At 40.8% G+C, this 24,115-nt stretch carries 20 protein-coding genes and 1 tRNA gene; 11 read left to right on the top strand and 10 right to left on the bottom strand.

Translation table 11 applies throughout. From position 1 onward, the window contains the following. Positions 1-66 precede the first annotated feature (66 nt). The gene (locus tag L1283_RS07265; protein ID WP_046673163.1) at positions 67-645 is read right to left on the bottom strand and encodes a LemA family protein; all 579 of its coding nucleotides are present in this window, start codon (positions 643-645) and stop codon (positions 67-69) included. A gap of 165 nt (positions 646-810) precedes the next feature. Between L1283_RS07265 and L1283_RS07260 the strand changes: the two genes are divergently transcribed. Then, positions 811-2,355, top strand: a complete 1,545-nt coding sequence (locus L1283_RS07260; protein WP_286734267.1) for an NAD(P)/FAD-dependent oxidoreductase — start codon at positions 811-813, stop codon at positions 2,353-2,355. A 59-nt stretch (positions 2,356-2,414) separates the two neighbouring features. Beyond that, positions 2,415-2,487 (top strand) — tRNA-Gly (locus L1283_RS07255). Between the two features lie 449 nt (positions 2,488-2,936). On the opposite strand, the gene sufD is transcribed toward L1283_RS07255, so the two are convergent. From sufD to sufB, 3 genes are all read right to left on the bottom strand, one after another. Continuing rightward, positions 2,937-4,244 (bottom strand): Fe-S cluster assembly protein SufD, encoded by a 1,308-nt coding sequence (gene sufD, locus L1283_RS07250; RefSeq protein ID WP_075990261.1) that lies wholly within the window; start codon positions 4,242-4,244, stop codon positions 2,937-2,939. Between the two features lie 59 nt (positions 4,245-4,303). Continuing rightward, the gene (sufC, locus tag L1283_RS07245) at positions 4,304-5,062 is read right to left on the bottom strand and encodes a Fe-S cluster assembly ATPase SufC (RefSeq protein ID WP_046673119.1); all 759 of its coding nucleotides are present in this window, start codon (positions 5,060-5,062) and stop codon (positions 4,304-4,306) included. 62 nt (positions 5,063-5,124) lie between these two features. Next, positions 5,125-6,576 carry a Fe-S cluster assembly protein SufB gene (sufB, locus tag L1283_RS07240; RefSeq protein WP_075990262.1) on the bottom strand — a complete coding sequence of 484 codons (1,452 nt, stop codon included), beginning with the start codon at positions 6,574-6,576 and terminating at the stop codon, positions 5,125-5,127. A 332-nt stretch (positions 6,577-6,908) separates the two neighbouring features. On the opposite strand from sufB, the gene L1283_RS07235 reads away from it, so the two are divergent. After that, a complete protein-coding gene (locus L1283_RS07235) occupies positions 6,909-7,379 on the top strand; it encodes an Lrp/AsnC family transcriptional regulator (protein WP_046673117.1) in 471 nt (156 codons plus the stop codon). A 110-nt stretch (positions 7,380-7,489) separates the two neighbouring features. On the opposite strand, the gene ung is transcribed toward L1283_RS07235, so the two are convergent. Continuing rightward, positions 7,490-8,164 (bottom strand): uracil-DNA glycosylase, encoded by a 675-nt coding sequence (gene ung / locus L1283_RS07230; RefSeq protein ID WP_286734263.1) that lies wholly within the window; start codon positions 8,162-8,164, stop codon positions 7,490-7,492. Positions 8,165-8,386: 222 nt separating this feature from the next. Between ung and L1283_RS07225 the strand changes: the two genes are divergently transcribed. Further along, positions 8,387-8,926 carry a hypothetical protein gene (locus L1283_RS07225; RefSeq protein ID WP_075990263.1) on the top strand — a complete coding sequence of 180 codons (540 nt, stop codon included), beginning with the start codon at positions 8,387-8,389 and terminating at the stop codon, positions 8,924-8,926. Positions 8,927-8,989: 63 nt separating this feature from the next. Here the strand turns inward: L1283_RS07225 and L1283_RS07220 are convergent, their stop codons facing one another. Beyond that, complete coding sequence (locus tag L1283_RS07220; protein ID WP_429625986.1) at positions 8,990-9,454, bottom strand: hypothetical protein; 465 nt, start codon at positions 9,452-9,454, stop codon at positions 8,990-8,992. 67 nt (positions 9,455-9,521) lie between these two features. Beyond that, positions 9,522-10,004, bottom strand: coding sequence for a DUF4293 domain-containing protein (locus L1283_RS07215; RefSeq protein ID WP_075990265.1), 483 nt, complete (start codon positions 10,002-10,004; stop codon positions 9,522-9,524). 191 nt (positions 10,005-10,195) lie between these two features. Between L1283_RS07215 and L1283_RS07210 the strand changes: the two genes are divergently transcribed. After that, positions 10,196-10,717: a hypothetical protein gene (locus L1283_RS07210; RefSeq protein ID WP_075990266.1), complete on the top strand. Its 522-nt coding sequence runs from the start codon at positions 10,196-10,198 to the stop codon at positions 10,715-10,717. On the opposite strand, the gene L1283_RS07205 is transcribed toward L1283_RS07210, so the two are convergent. The 3 genes from L1283_RS07205 to L1283_RS07195 all read right to left on the bottom strand — a co-directional run bounded on the left by L1283_RS07205 (position 10,718) and on the right by L1283_RS07195 (position 14,893). After that, positions 10,718-12,481, bottom strand: a complete 1,764-nt coding sequence (locus L1283_RS07205; protein WP_075990267.1) for an ABC transporter ATP-binding protein — start codon at positions 12,479-12,481, stop codon at positions 10,718-10,720. A 24-nt stretch (positions 12,482-12,505) separates the two neighbouring features. Further along, positions 12,506-13,261, bottom strand: a complete 756-nt coding sequence (truA, locus tag L1283_RS07200; protein ID WP_201669754.1) for a tRNA pseudouridine(38-40) synthase TruA — start codon at positions 13,259-13,261, stop codon at positions 12,506-12,508. A 330-nt stretch (positions 13,262-13,591) separates the two neighbouring features. Then, positions 13,592-14,893, bottom strand: coding sequence for a UDP-N-acetylmuramoyl-tripeptide--D-alanyl-D-alanine ligase (locus L1283_RS07195; protein WP_286849726.1), 1,302 nt, complete (start codon positions 14,891-14,893; stop codon positions 13,592-13,594). A 314-nt stretch (positions 14,894-15,207) separates the two neighbouring features. Between L1283_RS07195 and L1283_RS07190 the strand changes: the two genes are divergently transcribed. The 6 genes from L1283_RS07190 (at position 15,208) to L1283_RS07165 (ending at position 24,101) form a co-directional block, all read left to right on the top strand. Further along, on the top strand, positions 15,208-16,173 hold the full coding sequence (locus L1283_RS07190) for a pectinesterase family protein (RefSeq protein WP_286849725.1): 966 nt from the start codon (positions 15,208-15,210) through the stop codon (positions 16,171-16,173). Between the two features lie 101 nt (positions 16,174-16,274). Beyond that, positions 16,275-17,945 carry a glycoside hydrolase family 28 protein gene (locus L1283_RS07185; protein WP_286849724.1) on the top strand — a complete coding sequence of 557 codons (1,671 nt, stop codon included), beginning with the start codon at positions 16,275-16,277 and terminating at the stop codon, positions 17,943-17,945. A 7-nt stretch (positions 17,946-17,952) separates the two neighbouring features. Further along, complete coding sequence (locus L1283_RS07180; RefSeq protein ID WP_286849723.1) at positions 17,953-19,869, top strand: glycoside hydrolase family 88 protein; 1,917 nt, start codon at positions 17,953-17,955, stop codon at positions 19,867-19,869. Between the two features lie 5 nt (positions 19,870-19,874). Beyond that, positions 19,875-20,912: a pectate lyase gene (gene pelA, locus L1283_RS07175; RefSeq protein ID WP_286849722.1), complete on the top strand. Its 1,038-nt coding sequence runs from the start codon at positions 19,875-19,877 to the stop codon at positions 20,910-20,912. 12 nt (positions 20,913-20,924) lie between these two features. Further along, complete coding sequence (locus tag L1283_RS07170; protein ID WP_088163287.1) at positions 20,925-22,442, top strand: tagaturonate reductase; 1,518 nt, start codon at positions 20,925-20,927, stop codon at positions 22,440-22,442. A gap of 12 nt (positions 22,443-22,454) precedes the next feature. After that, positions 22,455-24,101 carry a UxaA family hydrolase gene (locus L1283_RS07165; protein WP_145328781.1) on the top strand — a complete coding sequence of 549 codons (1,647 nt, stop codon included), beginning with the start codon at positions 22,455-22,457 and terminating at the stop codon, positions 24,099-24,101. Positions 24,102-24,115 lie beyond the last annotated feature (14 nt).

Raw genomic sequence — 24,115 nt, 5'->3', positions numbered from 1 at the left:
AATGGATGATGTGCTTCTACGAAAGCCGCATCATCCATCGTCCTGTTCATTACTAACAATTTACTATTAGAATGATACCGTTGGCGCTTTATCCGAACCCGGGGCTGCAGTAAATGTACCTTTCGCCTTAAATCCGAACATACCCGCCATTAAATTATTCGGGAAGCTACGTACGGTGGTATTGTATTGCTGTACCGCTTCATTGTAAGATCTACGTTCTGTTGAAATACGATTTTCAGTACCTTCCAACTGTGCCTGTAATTCCAAAAAGTTCTGATTTGCCTTCAAATCAGGATAAGCTTCAACCGACGCTAAAAGACGACTCAACGAACCGCTGAATTCATCCTGAACTTTTTGAAACTTGGCAATATTCTCCTCAGACAAATCATCGGCATTAATCGTTACCGAAGTTGCCTTAGCTCTTGCCTCTACAACGGCTGTCAATGTACTTTCTTCGTGCTTTGCCGCTCCTTTTACCGTATTAACCAAATTTGGAACTAGATCCGCACGACGTTGATACGCATTTTCAACTTGTGCCCATTTTCCTTTAACATTCTCATCTTGTGAGACCATCGTATTGTAGCCACAGGAGTTTAATGATACTAATGCAAATAAACCACATAGGGCGACCAAAAATCTTTTAATTTTCATTGTTCAAAGAATTAAATACTATTCAAATTATACGGTTACACTATCAAAGCATATACCAAGCTCTTACTAAGATAAGAATATTTTTATTTCCAAATCTCCAAATAGCCAATATTCATTAACTTTGTCTCGGTTTTGGGATAAAAACCCAGCCCCCATACTATGCAAAAAGAAATCGAAATTGCGATACTTCCAGAAAGGATCGAGGACGAACAGTACATTATACAGCAGGGCATAAAAGCTTTACGCGTTCAACCCCAGCAAATCAAAGGTTATAAAATCCGGAAACGTTCAATTGATGCCCGAAGCAAGCAGGTGGTCTACCGGGCAAGGGTTATCTACTATATCGATGAACTGCCTGTTCCTGAGATCTATTCGAATAATTTCAAATCCGTTAAAGACGGAAAACCCGTGATTATTATTGGCGCAGGCCCTGCCGGCATATTTGCGGCCATCCGCTGCATTGAGCGTGGGCTCAAACCAATTGTAATCGAACGCGGTAAAAAGGTCCAAGACCGTAGGCGCGATCTCGCAAAGCTGAATCGGGAAGGCATCGTAAATCCCGAATCAAACTACTGTTTTGGTGAAGGTGGGGCCGGAACTTACTCCGATGGGAAACTATATACACGTTCCAATAAAAGAGGTGATGTAGACAAAGTGCTCAATCTTTTTGTCTCCCATGGTGCTACGACAGATATTCTAGTCAATGCACGGCCACATATTGGCACAAATAAACTACCGCATATTATTGAAGCAATGCGTGAGAGTGTTATTGAATTTGGCGGCGAATTTCATTTTGATCAACGTGTCGACGACATTTTAGAATCTTTCGGTCATGTGCGAGGTGTCAAGTTAGCCAGTGGCGAAGAAATTAAGGCCGATCACGTCATCGTAGCAACAGGACACTCTGCACGGGACATTTTTGAGCTTTTTCACCGTAATAACTGGCTGATCGAAGCCAAAGCCTTTGCATTGGGTGTGCGCATCGAACATCCGCAGTCAATCATTGATCAGGCGCAATACCATTGTCAGGTTAGAAGCGAGCATTTACCCCCTGCATATTATAGTTTGGTTGAGCAGGTTAATGACCGTGGGGTATTTTCATTCTGCATGTGCCCAGGTGGCGTTATCGCTCCCTGTGCAACAGATTTAGATGAAATCGTTGTCAACGGATGGTCCCCATCCAAACGAAATAATCCGCACGCCAATTCAGGTACCGTTATTCAGATTAACCTTGAGGACGTTGCCAATGCACATAAGGATCCTTTTGCATTACTTAATTTTCAGAAAGAGATCGAGCGAAAGGCTTTTGCCGTAGGTGGCGGTAAACTCGTTGCTCCCGCACAACGTATGGTCGACTTTGTCGAAGGGCGTGTATCGATGGATCTGCCAGAAAACTCCTACAAGCCCGGAACAGCCTCTGCAGATCTCACCGAAGTGCTACCTGCTTTTGTTCATGAAGCATTACGCGGTGCACTGCCAATCTTTGGCAAAAAGATGAAGGGGTATTATACCAATGAAGCCATTTTAGTTGGTGTAGAATCACGGACATCTTCACCTATTCGGATTCCTAGAAATAAAGAAGATTTACAACACCCTCAGGTCAAAGGACTTTACCCTTGTGGTGAGGGTGCAGGTTATGCCGGAGGCATCATTTCAGCGGCTATAGACGGTATTAATTGTGTTGATGCGATCAATTTAAGTTAACATTTTTTGTTTTTTCTCTTGCAGAATACGAATAAATGCCTTACTTTTGTAGCATCAACGCGAAAGTAGCTCAGTTGGTAGAGCACAACCTTGCCAAGGTTGGGGTCGCGAGTTCGAATCTCGTCTTTCGCTCTAAAAAAGCTTCCAAAATTTGGAAGCTTTTTCTGTTTTGTAGTACTACCCTTTCTTTTTTTCCAGCCTCCTATTTGGATCATTGAAAAGATATAATACCCCAACCAATACCACAATAAGTCCTGCTATAACAAAAGCCGTTGCAATAGCATCTGCTGTAAATACTGAACGGTCAGCACATTATCATAAAATAAGCACAATAGGCCACCTTAATACAAAAATAAGTAAGATTTAGACTCACTATCATCTATTTATCGATAGAGGCTTAACAAGAAAAAAGCGAACACGCTATAAAACCCAAGGTTTATAAGCGTAAATTGTATATAAAGACAAGTACATGGTCGTACAAAACCACAGAAAGATACCACAGATCCAATTGTTTCTATAAAAAATGGCGTTTACCGATACGGTAAACGCCATTTTTTATAGCTATATAATCCTAAATGGATTTAATTTGTCCTTAGGCTTTCTTCCACAAGTTCTTCAACATATTTGCGAACAACCTCATTAGAGAAACGTGTAGTTACGTCAAATGCAAATGCATGTACCAACAGGATACGGGCAGATTCTTCACCAATTCCTCTTGCTCTCAAATAAAATAAGGCCTCATTATCAAACTGACCGATGGTACATCCGTGTGAACATTTTACGTCATCCGCAAAGATCTCCAATTGCGGTTTGGTATAAACCGCCGAATTGTCTGACATCAGCATATTATTGTTCTGCTGAAAAGCATTTGTTTTTTGAGCATCCTCACGTACAAAGATTTTTCCATTGAAAACTGCAACGGATTTATCCTGTGTAATATTTTTATACCATTCATAAGACTCACAATGTGGCTTAAGGTGGTCTACGATGGTATGATTATCGACCAATTGATCACCTGCAGTTAAGTTGATTCCATATAAATGGCTCTCCACATGCGCTGCATCCAAGCGAACATTGATATTGTTACGGATAAACGAGGCGCCAGGAAAATTACAGTTGTAATTATTATAAAGGCTATCTTTTTCTTGGTATACCTCTGTATGATTAAAGTAACGACTTACAGATTCTGCGAGCTGCAAATAATAATGTTGTACTTTAGCGTTCTCTTTGACGATAATCTCAGAGACCTTATTGTGCACATTATTTGCGGTACCTTCTGCAGTGATAAAGCTTTCGATCAATTCAAGTTCTGCATTTGGCTCGACAACGATCAAATTACGTGTTTGTGCAAAGAAATCCTCTTTTCCTGTAGCGACATGAATAATCTGTATTGGTTTATCAAGTACAACTCCCTTTTTCAAATGGATAAAAACACCATTTGTAAAAGCAGCCGTATTCAATGCGACCATAATATTGTCTGACTTGTCCGCATATTTAGCAAAATGGCTCTCAAATGCAGGCTCTGAAGTGGCTTCATCCATTGGAATAACCGACAGTCCCTTCACATTTTCTAATTCACTTACCGCCAACACATACTGACCGTTCACCAAGATAATGCGGTAAGCATCCAACTGAGGAATCTCCCCTGCACTAAAGTCTAAGCCTTCGATATCCACATCGACATCAAGCGCATAAGGCTTATTGATAATACTGTGGATGTTTGTATATTTCCATTCTTCATTCTTAACGGTGGGAAAGCCTGCTGCTTCGAAACGTTCGAATGCAAGTTGGCGGGCCTCCACGAAAAACGAAGGTTCGTCTGAAACGCCTTGCTCTTTGAAAGCTCCCAACACTTGTTGAAGTAATGATTCTGAAACTAATGTACTCATGTTATTTTTTAATCAAATCGCCAAAATTCTCTTCCAATCCTATTTACTCAGGTAAAAGATTAGGCGTTTTGTGTATCATATTCTTTTAACCAATCGTATCCTTTTTCTTCGAGCTCCAAAGCCAATTCTTTAGGTCCCGATTTCACGATACGGCCATTGTACAATACGTGAACAAAATCTGGAACGATATAATCCAACAAACGTTGGTAGTGTGTAATAACAATAAAAGCATTGTCTTTAGAGCGCAATTGATTCACGCCATTTGCAACGATACGAAGGGCATCGATATCCAAACCAGAATCTGTCTCATCCAAAATAGATAATTTCGGATTCAACATCGCTAATTGAAAAATTTCGTTACGCTTTTTCTCACCACCGGAAAATCCTTCATTTAAAGAGCGGTTAGCCAAATTAGCCGAAAATTCAACCAATTTTTGCTTATCTTTTACCATTTGTAAAAACTCCTTCGCTTCCATTGGAGGAAGGCCTTTATACTCACGAATATCATTTACAGCTGTTTTCAAGAAATTGATATTCGATACGCCCGGAATTTCAACAGGATATTGAAAAGCCAAAAACAGCCCTTCACGTGCACGGTCCTCAGGTGAAAGATCCAATAAATCTACACCGTCCAATAGTGCAGAACCTTCACTTACTTCATATGATTCACGTCCGGCCAATACATTACCCAATGTACTTTTACCAGCACCATTTGGTCCCATAATCGCATGAACTTCTCCAGCTTTTACTTCTAGGTTTAACCCTTTTAATATTTGTTTGTCTTCTACAGACGCATGTAAATTTTTAATGCTTAACATTTTATTCGTATTGAGTATGGTGTAATGTAGCGTCATAAACTACATTCCCAATGATTTTTTATCTATCCTACTGAACCTTCTAATGAAATTGCCAATAATTTTTGAGCCTCTACAGCAAACTCCATCGGCAATTGATTTAATACTTCCTTTGCATACCCGTTGACAATTAAACCAACAGCTTTCTCAGAATCGATACCACGTTGATTCAAATAGAATACTTGGTCCTCACCGATTTTGGAAGTAGTCGCCTCATGCTCTAATTTGGCTGTCTTATTTCTATTTTCGATATAAGGGAATGTATGTGCCCCACATTTATCACCGATCAATAAGGAATCACATTGGGTAAAGTTACGTGAGTTGTCTGCATTTGGGCCGATTTTCACTAAACCTCTATAACTGTTGTGGCTCTTACCGGCAGAAATACCTTTAGAAATAATTTTAGATTTCGTGTTTTTACCCAAATGAACCATCTTCGTTCCTGTATCAGCTACCTGATAATTACGTGTCATGGCCACAGAGTAAAACTCGCCAATAGAGTTATCACCCTTTAAAATCACACCAGGGTATTTCCATGTAATTGCAGAACCAGTTTCTACCTGTGTCCAGGAGATTTTACTGTTATCACCTTTACAGATTCCACGCTTGGTTACAAAGTTATAAATACCACCTTTTCCATCTTTATCACCAGGGTACCAGTTTTGCACGGTAGAATATTTAATATCAGCATCGCGTTCGGCAATCAATTCTACTACCGCAGCATGCAGCTGGTTTTCATCACGCATAGGTGCAGTACATCCCTCCAAATAAGAAACATAAGCTCCCTCATCTGCAATGATCAACGTGCGTTCAAATTGTCCGGTATTCTGTGCATTGATACGGAAGTAGGTAGATAATTCCATTGGACATCTAACACCTTTTGGAACATAAACAAAGGATCCATCCGAAAATACTGCAGAATTCAACGCTGCATAAATGTTATCCGTCTGTGGAACCACTGTACCCAAATATTTTTTCACCAGGTCAGGATGCTCTTGCACGGCCTCACCAAATGAACAGAAAATAACACCTTGTTCTTTTAATTTCTCACGAAACGTTGTTTTGACAGATACCGAGTCAAAGACAGCATCTACCGCCACAACTCCTGCCAATACTTTTTGCTCATCCAAAGGAATCCCCAGTTTTTCAAAGGTAGCAATCAACTCAGGGTCAACCTCATCCATCGAATTAAGCTGTGGTTTTGCTTTTGGGGCTGCATAATAGGAAATCTCTTGAAAATCAATTTCAGGAGCTTTGAAATTCTGCCAAGTAGGCATTCTTAACGTCAAGAAATGACGGAAAGCTTTTAATCTCCATTCCAATAGCCATTCAGGTTCATTCTTTTTTGCCGAAATAAAACGAACCGTATCCTCAGTAAGGCCTTTGGCTGCAATTTCCATTTCGATATCTGTCGTGAACCCGTATTTATATTCTTCGAGCTCCAGCTCTTTTAACAAATCGTCGTCTTTAGTACTCATATTGCGCTCTCACGGTTTAACTAATTTGGGAGGGCTTCACCTCCGCACCTATCGAACTGCAAAGTTACAATTTCAAAGCCAATAAAACAGCATTTAATAGCACCTTACGAAGGCATTTTTAATAAAAAAATGACATTTATCACTCCATTTCATTAAAATGAGCACATTTCAATCGATTATGACAGTCAAATGATTTTACATCGATTAAAATTATAACTAAACAACCCTAATATAGTTAAAATCTATTAATCATCAATAATTTTGTATATTTTTAAATTTCCAAATATAATTTTGTATATTTACAAATACTATTGATTATTAAGACTTAAGATATGCCCTTTGCACCGGATAAAACAGATTTAAAAATTCTTAAACTATTACAAGAGAATGGTCGTATAACTAATTTGCAACTCGCATCTAGCATCGGACTATCTCCCGCACCAACTTTAGAGCGTGTGCGAAAACTGGAAAACTCTGGCTTCATCAAAAGTTACCATGCTTTTGTAGACGAGGAGAAACTGGGACTTGGAATCAAATCGTTTATCCAGATCTCACTCGATTTCCATACACATAACGCTATCCCTGAGTTTGTTGCTGCTGTCAAAATGATACCCGAGGTAACCGAATGCCACCACGTTACAGGCAATTGTGATTTCATCCTCAAGGTTTACGTAAAAGATATTAAAGCTTATGAAGGCGTCATCATGGAAAAAATCTCCAAAATACCTTTTGTAAAGACATTCCAAACCATGATGATTATGTCAACCAGCAAAAAAGAGCCAATTATTCCTTTAGAATATTAAGCGAAGGAATAAGCCCAATCAAAAATATCATTACCGGAATCTCGCTTTTGGACGTATTTGCTCCATGCGACGATAACCGGCAATGATGTTTATTTAACTCAAGACAAAACTTAAACCAGGCGCCAATCAATTGGGGTTTTATCATGTTCCATCAAATACTGGTTTGCACGTGAAAAATGCTTACTACCAAAAAAACCACGATAGACAGACAACGGTGATGGATGAACCGCCGTTAGCACAAGATGCTTCTTCGCATCGATGAGCACACTTTTCTTTTGGGCATAACTTCCCCACAACAGAAATACGACATGTTCACAACGCTCCGAAATGGCATAAATAATACTATCTGTAAAAATCTCCCAACCTTTCTTTTGATGGGAACCTGCCAGATGCGCCTGCACTGTCAATGTCGCATTTAACAACAGTACACCCTGTTTGGCCCAATAGGTCAAATCGCCAGCACGGGGCTCAACAAAACCGGGTATATCGTCTTGCAATTCCTTAAAGATATTTTTTAAGGATGGCGGCAAAGCAATCCCTTCTGGCACAGAGAAAGACAAGCCATGTGCCTGCCCATCATTATGATAAGGATCCTGCCCTAAGATAACTACTTTTACCTGGTCCAATGGCGTCAGCTTAAAAGCATTCATCACCAGATCTGCCGGTGGAAACACTTTCGTTTTCTGACGCTCTTCTTGCACAAAAGTAGACAGTTGTTTCATATAGGGTTGACCAAACAAAGGCTTTAGCACAGGAGCCCAAGAATCATCGTATTGCTTTTCCATACCCCAAACATAGATAAAGTTGCATATAAAGGCAAATTTATCCTCATAAGCTCTTTTCAAGGAACTACAGCAAAAAAAACGATCACATCTTGTTTATCCATATCCTCTTCAGGGGGAAAAACACATTTTTACAAAATAACCACCTGAACGAGTTGCTTAAACGATGAAATTAACGGATATTTGCAGAATTAAATTGAATACAAATATTTTAAACAAAGATTTATGTCAAATCTCGTTAGAATCATTATTTGCAGTGCATTGCTGATCGGAACAGTTGCCTTATTCTGGACTGGAAATTGGGGATGGGGAATCTTAGGTATCCTGATCACGATCTTAGGCTTTGTTACTGTATTTTTCCACGAATATATGCTGATTGCGCAATGGTATATGCGTAAACAAAATATGGCCGCAGCTGAAAAATGGCTACGTAAAATCACCAACTACGAAAAGCAATTGATCCCACAACAGCACGGTTACTACAATATGCTGATCGGACTGATCGAATCACAACGCGCACCTATGCAATCCGAAAAATATTTTAAGAAGGCATTGGCGTTGGGCTTACATATGGATCATAATATCGCTTTAGCAAAATTAAGCCTGGCAGGTGTAGCAATGGCAAAACGCAACAAGCGTGAAGCCGAAAAACTACTTCAAGAAGCGAAAAAAGCAGATAAAAACAAATTATTGGCCGATCAGATCAAAATGATGAAAGACCAAATGGGTATGATGGACAAACAGCAGATCAGATACAATCGATAATATTGAATAATCAAAAAAGCTTCAAAGTATAACTTTGAAGCTTTTTTGCTCAAGAGCCAAAATCTATTTCTTTAATGGAATAGGAACTTCCAAAAACTCCCCCTCTTCCGTGCTACTCTCAAACACCAGTTTAATCAGATCCGGCTTATCCGTTTTCTTCCAATCCTTAACAATGACCTGTATATCCACAGGCTTATCTTCTTCTAGCAAATAGTGCAGATAATTCTGCTTATCTTCAAATTTAACCAAAACATTTCCCATCTGAATCGTTGAAAAGAAATGGGGTTGTTTCTTCTGATCCAACACTTGCGTGGAAAAGGTGTTCATTTTATATTCTCGTGGATCGGTACTATAAGATATCGCAAACAAATTGATCACCAGTTCATTCTTACCCTCATCGAAGTGAAATTCCCGCACATCGAATTGAATATCGTCAACAACCAGCAATGAATCTGCCGACTGAGCCTTTACAAGCCCACCTCCAAGAAAGAGGATCAAGACAACAACATATCTAAAAAAAACATTCATATCATATTATATTTAAAAAAGCCACGATCTTCGTGGCTTTAACTCGTATTATTTTATTGTCTTAAAATTATGCTCGCAATCGATCGGCAGATCGGATCAACTTTTCATCTTTACGTACTCCACCCATCGCTAACGCACAGAAAATAATCGAAATTGGCAACAAAAAGAAACCTACCCCGATATTCCCGGCACCTAAAAACTGGCTCACGGTGGCAAGATGAGTACTTGCAGACGAGTATAACCAGATTGCAAATAAGATAATTGCCACAATCTCCACCCATATAAGCAAAAGTTGAACTTTACGCTTTTTAAATTTAAATATCGTAAATAGCGGAAGTCCTCCCAATAACACGGTCACCACGGTCTGGAGAATATAACCAAATCCCCCCTCATGTACAGACTGGCCAGCAGCAACACTATACACACCAGTCACCTTCACATTCTTTCCTAAACCCACTAAATCGCTATAATTAACATAGGGAAATAGAAACAAGCCAAATATGACTAATCCTGCTATCAGCAAATAAACAGTTTGGATACGTTGAATCATAGTTTAATTTTTGTATATCAACAAACTTAGATAAATTGATTTTCATATGCAATATAATTGCGACCGAAAAAACAACCAACCCTACAGCTCTATAAACACCAAAACAATCAAACCTGACATTTTGTTGTATTTTTTTACATCATATCAAAGGGCTTCTTTTTAGAAAGCTTTATCTTTGCGAAAAAAATACCATGTTATACATATATGGAGCAACCGCTCATGCTAAAACTGCGGTAGATGTAGCAGAAGATTTAGCGATTGAAATTGGTGGTCTTATCGACAAATCGCTACTAATTGAAGATGTATTTGATTATGAGGTTCAACTTCATCATGAATCAAAAGGCACGGAAGAAAATTTCTTTGTCGCAGTCAAGAATCCTGGTCTTCGCCAAAGGATTGTGTCAGAAAACGCAAACTGGAACTTCCAGACCCTCATCCATCCTAAAGCCTACGTATCAAAAAGAGCCGAAATTGGTGAAGGCACCATTATTCTCCCAGGCGCTTCGATCGCTCCAGATGTACAAATAGGCAACCACTGCGTTATTGCCGGTTCCGCCGTTATCGAAAGCAACACCATTATTGAAGATTTTGTCAACATCGGCCCAAATGTCTCAATCGGAGCAAACGTTCTAGTCGGTCGAGGTTCAGAAATTAAAGCAAATACACGTATCGAAGACGAAGAAACTATCCCCAAAGAGAGTATTATCGCTTAATTAAATCCCTGCGGAATGAAACTGTAAGTCGTATAGTTTTTTATAATAACCATCGAAAGATAGTAATTCCTGATGCGTTCCGATTTCCTTGATTTCGCCTTTATCCAACACAATAATCTTGTCCGCCTTCTGAATGGTGGACAAGCGGTGGGCAATAACAATCGATGTTCTTCCTTTCATGAGGTTATCAATTGCATGTTGGATCATTTCTTCCGTTTCGGTATCAACAGAAGAAGTCGCTTCATCCAAAATAAGAATGCGAGGATCGTGTACCAAAGCCCGTATAAAAGAAATCAATTGTGCCTGCCCCGCAGATAAAGTTGCTCCCCGCTCTTTCACATCATAATCATAGCCCCCAGGAAGTCGCATAATAAAATCATGCGCACCGACTTCCTTTGCCGCTTCGATCACCTGCTCTCTAGATATCGCAGGATCACCTAATGTAATGTTATTGATGACACTATCCGAAAAGAGAAATACATCTTGCAATACTGTCGAAATAGTATTTCTCAGATAATCAAGGTCATAATCCCGGATATTACGGCCATCCAATAGAATTTCACCCTTATTGATTTCATAAAACCGGCTTAGAATATTGATGGTAGAAGATTTTCCGGCACCGGTAGCCCCAACTAAAGCTAAGGTCTCGCCCGGATTAACATTGAAGTTAACATCTTTCAGAACCCAATTTTCCTCATTATAAGCAAACCAAACATCGCGAAACGCAATCTCTCCTTTGATATGTGCGGGTTTCAAAGTCCCCAAATTAGGCGTCTTTTCATCGGTATCCAAGACTTCAAAAATTCGTTCAGCACTGACCATACCCATTTGAAGTGTATTGAACTTGTCAATAAGTTCCCGAATGGGCCTAAAGATCATATTGATATACATGATGAAGGCCACAACTACACCCGGAGAGATCACATCACCCATAATTTGTTTGGAACCAAACCATACCAATAATCCCAAAGCAATAGCCATGATAATTTCCAAAACAGGGAAAAAGATGGAGAAGTACCAATTGGTTCGAATATGTGCATTGCGATGTTGCGCATTAATTTCTTTAAACTTATCCATTTCCTGCTTTTCACGTGCAAAATATTGGATAATCCCGACTCCCGTAATGTGTTCCTGCAAAAAGGTATTTAAATTGGAAACCCATTTCCTCACATCAATAAAAGCAGATTTCATCGCCTCTTTAAACACATAAGTTGCTGCCACCATCAAAGGCATGGGAATTAAAACAATCAATGTTAGCTTCCAATCGGAGTAAAACATCACAACCAGAATAACGACCAGCTGCAATAAATCACCGATAATCTGGATCAAGCCCTCAGAGAAAATATTGGAAAGAGTCTCCAGATCAGAAATGGTACGTGTAATCAGTTTTCCCAATGCCGTACGATCAAAATACTTGAGCCTGAGTTGAACAATGTGGTTAAATACCTGAATCCGGATATCGCGAATGACCGACTGCCCCAGGGTATTTGTCATTAAGGTATGGTAATAACGAATCAAGGTCTGCAGGATAACCAATGCCAACATCGCTATCAGCATGAGGGATAACCCATTGGTATCGAAATTTAAAATATAGTTATCTAATGTATGCTGGATTAGCATAGGCAAAGCGGGCGCCACGGCGGCCAACAATATCGTTAGAACGACCGATATCCAAAATGACACATGGTAGGGCCGCATATAACGACTCATGCGTTTCACTAAATTGATATCGTAGGTTTTACCAGTTATTTTATCTTGACTCACGTTAAATTCTATGTCTATTAAATTCTATATATAAGGATATGCTACTTCTGTTAAATATAAACCATGTGCAGGAACAGAAACACCCGCTTTTCCGCGGTTTTTACTTTGAATAACATCTTGCATAAATGAAACCGGCTTACCTTTTATCCCTATTTCCAACGATGTCCCTACAATGGCGCGCACCATATTGCGCAAAAAACGATCTGCAGTTATGTGAAAAACCAGATGCTGCTCAGTATGCCATACCCACTCAGCTCTACGAATATCGCAAATATTTGTAAACACCTGCGTATGAGACTTACTAAAGCATTCGAAATCTTGTTTACCCAATAAAAATTGTGCAGCTTCATTCATCTTTTCAACATCCGGACGATCGCGCATAAAACATGAATAGGGATAGATAAAAGGATCTTTATGAAAATGAAGATGGTATTCATATGATCTTTGCGTTGCATCGAAGCGAGCATGTGCTTCGGGCTCCACTTCGATCAAGCGCTTCACGGCCACATCAAAGGGCAATAAGGCATTGAGCGAATGAATGAAACGATCAGCTTTTTGTAGAATACCCACGGGGGCTGCATCGAAATGTGCATACAATTGCTTGGCATGAACACCCGTATCTGTACGGCCAGCTCCAGTTGTTTCAATCGGCTCCCGCAACAGGGTTTCAAGCGCTTTATTCAGCACTTCCTGCACGGAAATTGCATTATTCTGAATTTGCCAACCATGATAAGCCTGTCCAAAATAGGCTATTTCTAAAAAAAAACGTCTTTTATCCATTATATGGAACAAAGGTACGTTTTCCAAATGAGCATCATTTCTCTATAGAACGAATTTCCTCATTTTACTCATTATTTAATCCTTACATGACAAAACTGTTTGTTTTGCACTTCCTTTTCACTCAAATCTGCCTGATGGGTAATTTGGTATTCAGCGGCACCGAAGCCACAGTAAACACCTACTATCTTCGCCCTGCGACCACGGTAAGTCCACCGTGAGTCCACGTTGAGTCCACCTTTTTAAGTACATTCAATGCGGGAGCACCATGGTCGCAATATGGTCGCACCCCGAACTTATCCCCTCGTTGTGCATAACACAAAGCTAAAAAGGCTAGAGTAAATCGACCAGATTTTCAAAAGCCATGCCGCGTGAAGCTTTCAATAAAACTGTGGCATCAGTTATCGGTTTTTCGCTGATTGCTTGTTTTGCTTCGGCAGTAGTTTCATAAAACTCTCCACCTTCATACCGATGTGCGGAAAATTCTTTGCCGACAAAAATCTTGCGATCTGCAGGAATAGTTCTTACGTTTTCAACAATTTTTTTATGCTCTTCAAAGGATTCGGCTCCCAATTCAAACATATCACCCAATACAATAGCCTTCTTATCCGCTTCAATAATCCGGATATTATCCAGTGCAGCGGCCATGCTTGTTGCATTGGCATTATAATAATCGCAGATCAGCGTATTGTGGGCCGTTTTCATAATCTGCGAGCGATTGTTGGTAGGTGTGTATCCTTCAATACCTCGATTGATCGCCGCAGAAGAAATGCCAAAATGCAGACCCACTGCAATTGCCGCAAGAAAGTTTTCGGTATTATAAGAGCCTGTTAACTGCGTATCAACTACATAAGATTCGGCCGCCCCTTTCTTTTGCCACTCAATCTGCAAAAGGGGATTTGCTTTAAGAAGCTTTCCAATCACGTCATTATCTTCCGAAAAACCATAAGTAACAATGTTAGCGATCTGGCGAGCGGAAGCCATCTCTTTGAGGTGTGGGTTATCGGCCTGCAAAAATAATACACCTTGATGGTCCTGCAGCCAATCGTATAGCTCACCTTTGGTTTTCTTCACTCCTTCAAAAGATCCAAAACCTTCTAGATGTGCTTTACCAACGTTAGAAATCAAACCATGTGTCGGTTCGGCAATCCCACACAAAAAAGCAATTTCTTCCAGATGGTTTGCCCCCATTTCGATGATTGCCAGCTCAATGGAATCATCTATTGCCAATAATGTTAAGGGAACACCAATATGATTATTCAAATTTCCTTTCGTCGCGTATGCTTTATATTTCTGTGAAACAACGGCATACAGCAATTCCTTCGTAGTCGTTTTTCCATTTGTACCTGTCACACCAATAATTGGTATGTGCAACTGATGTCTGTGATAATTTGCGAGTTGCTGTAGTGCTTTTAAAACATCATCAACAAGAATATACGCATCTCCTTTTCGGTAGGTCTCTTCATCAATAACAACATATTTAGCGCCCATTTCAAGCGCTTTCTCGGCGAAAGCATTTCCATTGAAATTAGCACCTTTTAAGGCGAAAAAAATACTATCCTTTTCTATTTTACGTGTATCCGTTGTGATATTCGGATACTGTTTATAAATCTGATAGAGTGATTGGATGTCCATGTTGAGAAATTTGTTGAACAAACTTAGAGAAATTGCTTTTTATATGCAATACAATTGAACTCCATATAGACAATTTAGCCCCTTAATCGTTCTGAACATCCTTTTGTGGCTATACAAGCTCAATCAAAGATATCCAAAACACGCAATATTTCAAGATACAAGTGCACGCTTCATGCCATGGTAGCATGCAAGAATTGTCTTTTCAATCGGTTCACGCAAACGTGACCGATAACGTTTGCGCATTTATTTTGGTGGATTTCCTTTAAGGAAGGCTTTAATATTGGTAATTTCATTGACCAATTAAACAATTTGGAATGCGAACGATCATACTTTCCTTTTTTTTAATTCCTTTTTTTCTTTTTGCTACGGAAGTAAAGAGCTATGATTTTGTCGTGGCCAAAGATGGTACGGGAAATTTCACGACAATTCAAGATGCCATTCATGCTGTCCCAGATTTTCGAAAAAAGGAAACGAAAATATATATCAAAAACGGGACATATCGCGAAAAAATCATCCTCCCGGGGAGCAAGCAGTTTGTTACATTAGTCGGTGAAGATAAATTTAAAACGATTATCAGTTATGACGATTATGCGCAAAAGAAAAATCGTTTTGGTGAGGAAATGGGTACTTCTGGCTCAGCAAGTTTTTATTGCTATGGGGACGATTTTACGGCCATAAACCTTTCTTTCGAAAATGGATCCGGCCCGGTGGGCCAGGCAGTGGCGGCATGGATCTCCGGAGACCGTAATTTGTTTCTCAATTGTCGCTTCTTAGGATTTCAAGACACCTTATACACTTTCGGGAAGGGAACAAGACAGCTTTATTACCAATGCTATATCGAAGGTACTGTAGATTTTATCTTTGGCGGGTCCACGGCCTGGTTTGAAAATTGTGAACTGCACTGCAAAAACAAGGGCTATATTACCGCAGCATCTACGCCCGAACAGGTAGATTTTGGCTATATCTTTAACAACTGCAACATCACGGGAAATAAAGACACAAAGACGTTCTACCTTGGACGCCCTTGGCGACCTTATGCCAAAGTAATTTTCATGCATTGTAATCTTCCCCAATTTATTGACGATAAAGGTTGGCACAACTGGGGCAAAGAGTCAAATGAGAAAACAGCTTATTTCGCAGAATATAAAAACAAAGGCGCAGGCTCAGTGTCACAAAATCGTGTCAAATGGAGTCGCCTATTAACAGATCGAGAGGCCGATAGCCTTAATTTTCAACGTGTATTCAAGGATTGGGTACCAACGCTTACATTTGATCGATAAGTCATGACCGGTAACGATTGCATAAGTTTTTCATCCAAGTTAGGGACAAAGAATGTACAATTGCTTTTACAAATAACCATTTTTAAACCAAAATGTAAAAAATGAATTCGTTTAAAAAGCACTATTCACGTACATTGAAATCCGCTCTTGCATTGCTTCTCGTGCTACCACAGCTGTGTATAGCCCAAGAGCCTGCCCGTCCTATCGTACAACAGGTCGAATTTAAGAAAGACACGTTAAATATCGGCAATTATGGCGCGAAAGGTGACGGTCAATTTCTTAATACGGCTTCAATCAATCAAACTATCCGTAGATGTAGCGAAACTGGTGGCGGTGTTGTACTAATCCCCGCTGGAATTTGGTTGACAGGACCTATTGAAATGCAGAGCAATGTAAACCTGCACCTCAAACGAGATGCCGTACTGCTTTTCACCAAGGACTTCGATCAATATAAGCTTGTTGAATCTAATTGGGAAGGTGAGCCGGCCTGGCGCAATCAAAATCCGATATCGGGCAAGAACCTATATAATATCGCAATTACGGGCGATGGCATTATTGATGGCAATGGAGATGCCTGGAGGATGGTTAAAAAGAACAAACTAACCGCATCGCAATGGAAAAATCTCGTTGCATCGGGTGGCACTGTCGACACCACCAATGAGATCTGGTACCCCTCCGCAAGTTCGCTGAAAGGTTCGCAAGAAAAGAAAGCTGGGGTTATTCGTCCCGGCACAACAATCGATGATTTCAAAGATGTCAAGGATTTTTTAAGACCCAATCTTTTGGTATTCACAGACTGTAAAAAAGTATTGTTAGAAGGAGTAATGATACAAAACTCACCGGCATGGAATATACACCCTTTACTATGTGAAGACCTAACCTTACGCAAGCTCTCGGTTCGTAACCCCTGGTATGGCCAAAATGGCGATGGTGTAGATGTGGAGTCTTGCAAAAATGTCCTCATAGAAGACTGTACATTTGATGTTGGCGATGACGGCATATGCATTAAGTCTGGACGTGATAAAGCTGGGCGTGACCGTGGCAGGCCAACCGAAAATGTAATTATCCGCAATAACGTTGTGTATCATGCACATGGCGGATTTGTAATCGGAAGCGAGATGAGTGGTGGTGCCCGTAATATTTGGGTGGAAGATTGCTCGTTTATTGGGACTGATATCGGACTTCGCTTCAAAACGACAAGAGGTCGTGGAGGAGTTGTAGAAAACATCTTCATCAACAATATCAATATGGTTGATATCCCAGGCGAAGCGATTCTATTTGACATGTATTATGCGGCTGTAGATCCGGTTCCATTGGCAGGAGAAAAGAGGTCTGCTGTAAAAACAGTCACGCTTCCGGTTACAGAAGAAACACCGCAATTCAAAAACTTTTATATCAAAAATATCGCAGCGAAAGGAGCATCAAAAGGAATTTTCTTACGCGGTCTCCCCGAAATGCATATTCAGCAGATCTGGATAGAAAATGCAACCTTGGAGGCCAATAAAGGCATAGAAATCATTGAAGCTTCTCAGGTCAATCTGAAAAATATCACTTTAAAAACGACAGAAAATAATCCGTTGATCGCCATAAGTAATAGCACTGCGATAAATCTAGATCATATCCAAGCATTAGAAGCTCCTGAACTATATATCGAGGTCGCGGGTGAGAAAAGCAGTAATATCCATCTTTCGAAATCCAACACAAGAACTGCCAAGACTGTCAGTCAGTTTACAGCCGGAAGTACGGACAAATCCTTAACAATCAAAAATTAGGCCCCTGATGAGAAAGTTATTTTTAATTCTTTTAAACCTTACAGCACTTGTTCCATTTTCAGGGTTTGGCCAACAAAAGCCTTTTTCCGAACAAATGGCCAACACTGTACTTGAACAGCTCTATCCGGATTCATTATTCAACAGGACCGACAAATTTCCAAAATGGTCATACGATATGGGGGTTATTTTTGAAGGCCTGACAGATGTATGGCGCAATACTGCAGATGCCGATTATTTTAACTATATGCAATCGCGCATGGATGCCTACCTCAGCATTCCGGATTCAATTAAGAACTATCATGCGCAGGATTTTAATATTGACAATATTAAAAATGGTACCACCCTATTAACACTTTACAAAGTAACCGGTAAAGAAAAATATCTGAAGGCCTGCCACCAATTATATGCACAGCTTCAAAAGCATCCGCGCACACATGAAGGTGGATTTTGGCATAAGAAAATTTATCCTTACCAAATGTGGCTAGATGGCTTATATATGGGCCAGCCTTTCTATGCGGAATACGCTAGCCTGATGAATATTCCTACCGCCTTTGACGATATCGCCAACCAGTTTAGCTACATGGAAAAAAATGCCCGTGACGCGAAAACAGGCCTGCTGTATCATGGCTGGGATGAATCAAAAAAGGAACGCTGGTCGGACCCCAAAACAGGCCTATCGCCACACTTTTGGGCTAGGGGTATGGGTTGGTATGTCATGGCGCTTGTTGATGTATTGGACTATTTCCCAGCGGAGCATCCTCGTAGACAAGAACTCATTGCAATCTTAAACAGAACGTTATCGGCAGTCGTCAAGTACCAAGATGGCAAAACCGGCGTTTGGTATGACATTGTGGACCTGGGTACAAGAAAAGGAAATTACCTGGAATCTTCGGCCTCCAGTATGTTTGTATTTGCATTGGCAAAATCATTACGCAAAGGTTATATCCCGGCTTCATTTCAGCAAAATCTGGATCGGGGCTACCAAGGGCTTGTAAAAGAATTCATCACCCCTGCTGGAGAAAACCGTGTCAATCTCACAAAGACTGTCCAAGTTTCCGGTCTAGGCGGAAAACAATATCGCGATGGTAGTTTCGAATATTACATGAGTGAACCCGTTATTACCAATGATCCCAAGGGAGTCGGTGCTTTTATCCTAGCGGCGTCCGAAGTTGAATTTGGAAAGGAACAAAAAGGAAAAAAAAGACGCACGGTTACATTGGACAATTATTTCAATAACGAATATAAAAAGACTGCATCGGGGGAAATTAAACCCTACCACTATCTTTGGGATGGTGACGACAACAACGGATTTTCCCTATTGGGTAGGGTATTTGAAAAAAATGGCGGTCAATTAAACACATTACGGACAGCACCTACAGTACAGAATCTCTCAAAATCCAACGTCTACATCATCGTAGACCCCGACACGGAGAAAGAAACTGAGCATCCGCATTTTATGAATGAAACCGACGCCCAACAAATTACGCAATGGGTTAAACAGGGCGGAGTACTCGTTCTTTTATTAAATGATAGCGGTAACTGCGAAATCAGCAAATTCAATACCCTCGCACGAAAATTTGGCATCACATTCCATGAGGATAGTCGCAACCGGGTGAAAGGAAATGACTTTCAGACGGGCGCAATTGCTATTCCAAAAGGTAATGCCGTATTTCCGAATACGGCCCAAATATATATCAAGGAAATCTCAACATTACAGGTAAACGCTCCCGCCCAAGCATTGATTCAAGATCATGGGGATACCATCATTGCTACGGCAAAATATGGAAAAGGTACTGTATTTGCCATTGGAGATCCTTGGTTATATAATGAATATACCGATGGAAGAAAGCTCCCTAAGGAATATGAAAACTTTACTGCAGCGAATGATTTAGTGCAATGGTTATTCAAACAGATCAACAACTAGAGACCATGAGAAAGACAATTATGCTGAGTTTCATCGCGGTATCAGTGTTTCATCATTACTGTATTGGACAGACCGTGCCCACCAAAGATTCATTGGCCGAAAAGATGCTTCAGTACCAGCTATCAAATGGAGCATGGCCCAAGCAGTTGTTCGACAAAAGTGTGGTCGATTACAGACTTCCATTAACAAAAGAGCTCTTGCAAAAGGTCAAGAAAACAGCTATTGATCATGCCACACTCGACAACAGTGCAACAACCCGGGAAATAACTGGATTGGTCAAGGCTTTTAAGCTTACTCAGAATAAGGCTTATTTGACTGCCGCAGAAAAAGGTATTGCCTATATTTTATCGGCTCAATATGAGAATGGCGGATTTCCACAGTACTACCCAAATAAATCACTCTATAGAGCTGAGATAACCTACAACGATAATGCAATGATCAATGCATTACTGGTGCTTTACAAAGTCGCCAATAAGCAAGACGGATTTGAGGCTATCAATCCCATATTTGTGTCAAAAGCACAAAAAGCGGTAGAAAAGGGCATAGCCTGTATCCTGAAAACACAGGTCATGCAAGACGGAAAAAGGAGTATCTGGGCTGCGCAATACGATCAGAACACGTTAAAGCCCGCTCAGGCAAGAAAGTTTGAACCTGCCGCATTAAGCACAAGTGAATCTGTTGCCATCGTCCGCTTTCTCATGCTGCAGCCTGCAACGGCTGAAATTAAGCAAGCCATCGAAGATGCAGTACACTGGTTTGAGCAACATGATATCGAAGGTTACCGCTTCGACCGTGTACAAGATAAGCTGACTGGAAAATATCAACGGCGGCTTGTCGCCGATGGGACTTCCACGATTTGGGCGCGATTTTATAATCTCGAAGACAACCGTCCTTTGTTTGGAGATCGGGACGACACAATCAAATACAACTTTGAGGAGGTTTCAGAGGAGCGTAGAAATGGCTATGCCTGGTTCGGCAACTGGCCGGAAAAGCTGATCCAAAAGGAGTATCCAAAGTGGAAAAAACAATACAAAATTCAATAATAAAACGAGCAGATGTTACTGACACAACATACTATACAAACGATGAGCACTGACCTGGTGAATAAACCGACGGCAGCGTCCTTCGCATATCCAGAAAAGATTCTTCAATTTGGCACCGGTGTATTACTCAGAGGCCTCCCGGATTATTTTGTCCATAAAGCAAATCAACAAAACCTGTTTTGCGGCAGAATACTGGTTGTAAAGTCAACAAGCTCGGGAGGTGCTGATGCCTTCGAACAACAGGACAACCTATACACATTATCCATTAAAGGTATAGAAGACGGTGAAGAGATTTCACAATATGAAATCAATAATTCGATTTCCCGTGTATTGGCGGCCAACCAACATTGGTCAGAAATATTAAAAAGCGCCGAAAATCCGGATCTTGAAATTGTCTTCTCCAACACCACCGAAGTCGGCATTGTTATGAGTGAAGACCGCATCAGTGACGCACCACCGGCTTCTTTCCCGGGTAAACTTTTGGCTATTCTCTATCGGAGATTTGTTTACTTCAATGCGGATAAAAACAAGGGCTTAACCGTCGTCCCTAGCGAATTGATTACCGACAATGGAACTAAACTGAAATCAATCATCACAGCCTTGGCTAAGCTGAATGAGCTTCCAGAAGAGTTTATGGACTGGCTTGATACCGCCAATGATTTTTGTAACACGCTAGTCGATCGTATCGTTCCCGGAGCATTGCCGCTAGCGGAATACACGAAAACCTGCGCTTTACTGGGCTACGAAGATCAATTGATGATTATGGCCGAACCCTTTCGCTTATGGGCGATAGAAGCGACTTCTGAACGTATACAACAACGCCTGTCCTTTGCATTGGCAGATCCGAATGTCATGTTGGTTCCATCAATTGAAAAGTACAAGGAAATCAAACTAAGGCTGCTCAATGGAACGCATACTTTAAGTTGTGCCCTTGCCCTTCTTGCGGGCTTCGAAACTGTAAAGGAGGCCATGCAAAATGCTGCATTCAATCAATTTATACGTCTTCTAATGCAGGATGAAATTGGTCCCGCCATTTTAAGCGACACTATTTCAGTCGCGGACATCAACGATTTTTCATCCAAAGTCATCGATCGCTTTGCCAATCCGCATCTGGAACATAAATGGGAATCCATTGCTTTAAATTATAGCTCAAAAATGGCAATGCGCAATATTCCCTTGCTAAAAAAATGGTATACAACACACCACGAAGCTCCACAACTCTTCGCACTTGGATTTGCGGCTTATCTCTATCTACTAAAATCCACGCTGAACGGTGCTCAGTATGAGCAATTGATTAATGGACGAACAGTTGTGCTTCAGGATGAGTCTGCACCAATATTACATACCGCTTGGTGCAATCCAGATACACTCGTCCATACCGTGCTTTCAGCTACGGATTTATGGGGAACCAATTTAACGGAGTTCCCTCATTTTGAAGAAACAGTCAACCAAAAATTGCAACAGATCATTGAAAAAGGGGCATTAAAGGCACTCGAAATTTCATCAGTTCTTGACAATAAAAAAGTATAAATAGCGCTACAGATGAAAAACAACGTATTAAAGATACATCCCAAAGACAATGTTTTAGTCGCCTTACAAGATCTCAAAAAAGGTGATGCAATTTCTTTTGAGGGTATACAATATATTCTACAGGAAGATATTCCGGCCAAGCATAAATTTTTTATGCAGGATATGCACTTTGGTGACGAAATCTATATGTATGGGGTTCTCGTGGGAAAAGCACAATTTGATATCCCACAGGGAAGCATCATGAATACCGACAACACCAAACATGCAGCTGAACCTTACCATTTTCGGCCTTCACATTATCACTGGGAAAAGCCTGACGTTTCAAAGTTTGAAGGAAGAACTTTCAATGGTTACCTCCGTCCGGACGGTCGTGTTGGCACCGCGAATTACTGGTTATTTATCCCAACCGTTTTTTGCGAAAACCGAAATCTTGATGTTATCAAAGAGGCATTATACAATGAGCTTGGTTATTCAGTCACTGGAAAATACAAGAACTTCACCCATCAGCTGTTAAAAGCTTATGAAAAGGGTGAAACACTAGACCTGTCCTCACTCGGGCAACTAAACACAATTACGGAGCAATCGGATCGTGTATTCAGAAACGTAGATGGGATCAAATTTTTAAACCATCAGGGGGGCTGTGGTGGAATCCGACAAGATGCTGCCATCTTGAGTAAGTTACTTGCCGCTTATGCCGACCATCCAAATGTCGCCGGTATTACGGTATTGAGTCTGGGCTGCCAAAATTTGCAGCTGAACGATCTCGTCAACGACATTAAGCTGCGTAATCCAGGATTTGACAAACCATTGTACTTATTTGAACAGCAACAATCAAAAAGTGAGGAGCAACTGCTGAAAGAGGCGATACTACAGACTTTTGTGGGGCTGACAGAAATTAATAAACTTGGAAGACAGCCGGTACCATTGAGCAAATTAACCTTGGGTGTAAAATGCGGTGGTAGTGATGGATTCAGTGGTATTTCGGCCAATCCGGCTGTTGGTTATACGGCCGATCTTCTGGTTGCCCTTGGTGGAAAAGTACTGTTGGCTGAATTTCCAGAATTATGTGGTGCCGAGCAAAACTTAATAGACCGCACCATCGATCCGAAGGCTGCCAATAAATTCATTGACCTGATGACCGCCTATAGCAATGCTGCCGAGGCTGTTGGTTCGGGTTTTTATATGAATCCATCTCCAGGCAATATTCGTGATGGACTTATCACTGATGCGATAAAAAGCAATGGTGCCGCGAAAAAGGGAGGAACCTCCCCTGTTGTTGATGTTTTGGACTACACCGAGGAAGCAACAAAGCCCGGTCTTAATTTGGTCTGTACCCCCGGAAATGATGTGGAAGCGACCACAGGGAAAGCTGCTGCAGGCGCAACACTTATCTTATTCACAACGGGTTTAGGTACGCCTACAGGCAACCCTATTTGCCCAGTTATCAAAGTAGCAACGAATAATGTCCTAGCAACCAGAATGGCCGACATTATCGATATCAATACCGGCCCTATTATAGACGGTGAGAAATCGATTCAAACCATGGCCGAAGACATTTTAGAATATTGTATCAAAGCAGCTAGTGGTGAAATAACACCTAAGGCTGTCCAATTAAACCAAGACGATTTCATACCTTGGAAAAGAGGTGTGAGTTTATAAAAATAGAATATTGT

It is taken from the genome of Sphingobacterium sp. HSC-15S19 (assembly GCF_050433745.1).
Taxonomy (GTDB): Bacteria; Bacteroidota; Bacteroidia; order Sphingobacteriales; family Sphingobacteriaceae; genus Sphingobacterium; species Sphingobacterium siyangense.
This window is presented reverse-complemented; position numbering and strand designations above follow the sequence as displayed.